General features: G+C 48.3%; 5 protein-coding genes. 3 read left to right on the top strand and 2 right to left on the bottom strand.

Annotated elements, in window-relative coordinates:
- Both VIN66_RS09005 and VIN66_RS09000 read right to left on the bottom strand, forming a co-directional pair.
- A partial coding sequence (locus tag VIN66_RS09005) for an SDR family NAD(P)-dependent oxidoreductase (RefSeq protein WP_331923667.1) occupies positions 1–324 on the bottom strand: 324 nt, incomplete at its 3' end.
- 76 nt (positions 325–400) lie between these two features.
- Complete coding sequence (locus VIN66_RS09000; RefSeq protein WP_331923666.1) at positions 401–1,165, bottom strand: SDR family oxidoreductase; 765 nt, start codon at positions 1,163–1,165, stop codon at positions 401–403.
- Positions 1,166–1,422: 257 nt separating this feature from the next.
- Between VIN66_RS09000 and VIN66_RS08995 the strand changes: the two genes are divergently transcribed.
- From VIN66_RS08995 to VIN66_RS08985, 3 genes are all read left to right on the top strand, one after another.
- On the top strand, positions 1,423–2,382 hold the full coding sequence (locus tag VIN66_RS08995) for a GlxA family transcriptional regulator (protein ID WP_331923665.1): 960 nt from the start codon (positions 1,423–1,425) through the stop codon (positions 2,380–2,382).
- 17 nt (positions 2,383–2,399) lie between these two features.
- On the top strand, positions 2,400–3,326 hold the full coding sequence (locus tag VIN66_RS08990; protein WP_226766164.1) for a LysR family transcriptional regulator: 927 nt from the start codon (positions 2,400–2,402) through the stop codon (positions 3,324–3,326).
- A 121-nt stretch (positions 3,327–3,447) separates the two neighbouring features.
- The coding region (locus VIN66_RS08985) for a biotin/lipoyl-binding protein (RefSeq protein WP_331923664.1) at positions 3,448–3,807 on the top strand (360 nt) is incomplete at its 3' end.

Below are 3,807 nucleotides of genomic sequence, written 5' to 3'. Positions count from 1 at the left end.
ATCAATCATGTTTACCATGTCATCAATATTCGTTTGTAACAGCGTAGACACAGCACCGAAACCGGCATTGTTGACTAGAAAACTAACCTGCCCTGTTTTCAGTATGTCCTCCACAATGGCAGATCCCGCCGGGGTTGCCAGATCGGCAGGTACAATTTGAATATTGACGTCGTGCTCTTGGCTAATCCTCTGGGCTACCTGTTTTAATCGATCAGTATTACGAGCTACCAGTACCAGATCATAACCGCGACGCGCCAGGCGGTCGGCGTAAACCGCGCCAATTCCTGATGAAGCGCCGGTAATAAGTGCAGTATTGCGTGACATAATGGTTCTCCGTTTATTCAGTGTTTAGTAATAAGGCTTTGCTGGCCCCGGCAGGCAAATAGCCGGGGTTTGTAGCTTAATGAGCAACCGGAATTGGGTTATCTTCAATTGATTGATTGAACGCATTAAAAAAATCATGCTCAGTGGAGCCAGGGTTATCACGCAGCGGTTTGATATCTGCGACATAGACTTCATCTGCGCCAGTCGCCAGTATCCGCATTGTCTCGTTAATAAAGGTCTCCAGTGGCATAGCCCGTGGATCGCCACTTTTGTAAATTAAGTCGGTATCAACCCAGGGAGGGGATATTTCTACAACTTTTACCCCCTGATTTCTCAATGCAAAGCGCTGAGACATAGCGTAAGAGTGAATGGCAGCCTTCGTTGCGGAATACAAGGCGTTTGTCGCCAATGGTACAAAGGCCAGTACCGATGAGTTATGAATAACAACTGCATTGTGTTGCTGTTTCAGATGTGGCAATAACGCTGCTGTCATTCTGACCGGGCCTAACAAATTGGTATTAACAGTAGCCAGAGCGCTCTCATCGTCGACATCACCGGCAGCATCGTCGAACGGCATAATACCCGCATTGTTAAACAACACATTTAACGTCGGATGCTCGTGAACTAAACGGCTGGCGACCGCTTTAATTTGTTCAGGATCCTGAATATCCAGCTCTATGCCTGTCATGCCAGGATTGGCTTTTGTTACCTCATCCAGTAATGCTTTACGCCGGCCACTGATAATCACTTTATTGCCTAAAGCATGGAAAGCTTCAGCCATAGCACGGCCAATACCCGAAGTACCGCCGGTAATAAAAATGGTGTTGTCTGTCATGTTCATGGTTAATTCCTGTTGCAATACGTTAGTTTTTCCCTGTCGCAATACCTGTCAGGTCAGCAGGGTGTTGTATGTGGGCAAATCGCTGGCTTGCCCTGAGCAACATAATGCAAGTAAATAGAAAAGTGTTAAATGACATAAAACACGCAAAATAGGACTTTTGTTCTGAGTGTTATTGTTTAATTTTGCGTGTTATTTACCTTTTAATGAATGTGCGCTAATGTCTTATTTATATTGTTTTGTTATTTTTGGGACATGCTGTGATAAAGCGAATTGGTTTAATAGTCTTTGACGGCTTTCAGATACTCGATCTGGCGGCATTGACGGTGTTTGAGTTTGCTAACACCTTACAGACTACCACCAATTATCAGTTTACGGCTGTGTCTGTAGCAGGTGGGCCGGTACGAAGCTCAACTGGCATTCTCATCGAAACGCAGCCAATAGGTTTCGGCGCTTATGACACTTTATTGGTAGCCGGGGCTTTAGATATTCCCCCAGCTTTACCTGAGCTGGAAAACATATTGCTGGAAGCCAGCAAGGTAACCCGTCGTATTGGTAGCATATGCTCCGGTGCTTTTATTTTGGCAAATGCAGGCTTGCTACAGGGTAAAAAAGCCACTACACATTGGGCCTGGGGGCGTCAGTTGCAGCAGCTGTACCCGGACGTAAAGGTAGATGAGGATAAAATCTTTGTGAAAGATGGCGCCATTTGGTCATCAGCAGGGGTTACTGCTTGTATTGATCTGTCATTAGCGCTGGTAGAGGCCGATCTGGGGACAGAGATCAGTAAGAAAATTGCCCGTCTGATGGTGGTTTATCATCGGCGCAGTGGCGGACAATCACAGTTTTCGGCGATGACCGAGTTAGAACCTGGATCCGACCGTATAAGACAAGCGCTGCAGTTTGCCAAAGCGAATTTGCATACCGACCTCAGTGTAGAGACGTTAGCAGAACATGTGCACTGGAGCCCACGTCATTTCAGCCGGGTATTTCAGAATCAAACCGGCATGGCGCCAGCCAAAGCGATAGAAAAGCTTCGTATTGAAGAAGCTCGCGAGCTAATAGAGCAGGGACATACCTCGGTTAGCCATATTGCTAACCTGACGGGGTTTGGTGACGAGGAGCGGATGCGCCGCGCATTTATTCGTGTTTATGGTCAGTCGCCAAAAGTGTTTGTGCAGCAGGTAAAGGCACAATACGACACTGTTTACATTAATTAGCTCCGGCAGGCAGAACAATGCGAATTATGCATGACTTGAAAATCTTTATAGCGGTGGCCAGATTACAAAACCTGACACAGGTAGCACATCAGTTGAACCTGACTCCTGCTGCCACCAGCGCAGCGATAAAACGCCTAGAACAACAAGTAGGTGCAGAGTTGTTTGTGCGCTCTACCCGTTCATTGCGGCTGACCAAAGCGGGTGACACTTTTTTGGCATATTGCCAGCAAGGCGTTGATCAGATTGACGAGGGTATCCGTCAGTTGCAGCAACAGCGGCAGTCGTTCAGTGGCCAGTTGCAACTGTCTGTACCGTCCGATTTGGGCAGAAACCTGTTATTAAACTGGCTGGACGAGTTTGGTTTGCTACACCCTGATCTGCATTTACGCTTATATATCAGCGACAGGCTGACTGATTTATATAAACATCCGGTAGATGTTGCTATCCGTTATGGTCATCTCGCCGATTCATCCATGGTCGCGTTACCCCTGTGTGCTGAGAACTACAGAGTGTTATGCGCAGCGCCGGACTATATTGCGCAGTGCGGCGAACTAACTCATCCGCTGCAGCTGGCTGAGCATCGGTGTTTATGTTTCATGTTAAGAGATAGTACCCACACCCGTTGGCAATTCCGCCAGGCTGGTAATCCGCTCAGCATTGATATTAAAGGTGACTATATTTCTGATGACGGCGACGTTGTCAGACGCTGGGCTGTTGCAGGCCGGGGCATAGCATTTAAATCTTTGCTTGATGTGAGTGAAGATCTGCTGTCGGGAAAGTTGCGGGTACTGTGTGCCGACTGGCAGGGTGAATCCGCTCCGTTAAGCTTGCTGGTACCCGGTCGTCAGCAGCTGACACCTGTAGTAATGGCGCTGCGGGATTTTCTGACGCAAAAGCTACAGCAGCAATTTGATAAAACACTCGCAACCGGCATTCGCCGCTGATATGCAGCCATCTGCCGAGAGTGGCGTAATCTTTACTTAATCTTGACGTTTGCTGTGTTGAGCCCTTACCAAGCCGCCTTTATAGTGTGGGCGAATTATGTTTGGGCTACAGGGATCACAGATGGCGTCGTTAAATAAACCTTTACTGATAACAGGAGTGGTTGTTGCTGCTGCAATCGCCACTTTCTGGTTCTGGCCAGCAACCGAGCAGGCTACTGCGCCGGCCGGCAGGCCAATGAATCCCTGGGCTATGCCAGTGCCGGTAAGGGTAGTTTCGGCGCAACCTGCAGACTTACGCGTGCAGGTAAAAACCATTGGCACTGTTACACCCCTAAATACGGTGGTGGTGCAAAGCCGGGTATCCGGGCCTTTACAGCAATTGCTGTTTAAAGAAGGTGACAAAGTTGAGCAAGGCCAGCTACTGGCACAGATCGACCCCTCTGATTATCAGGTACAGCTGGCACAGGCCCAGGGCCAGTTG

Origin of the sequence: Rheinheimera sp. (assembly GCF_036568245.1) — a bacterium.
Taxonomy (GTDB): domain Bacteria; phylum Pseudomonadota; class Gammaproteobacteria; order Enterobacterales; family Alteromonadaceae; genus Alishewanella.
This window is presented reverse-complemented; position numbering and strand designations above follow the sequence as displayed.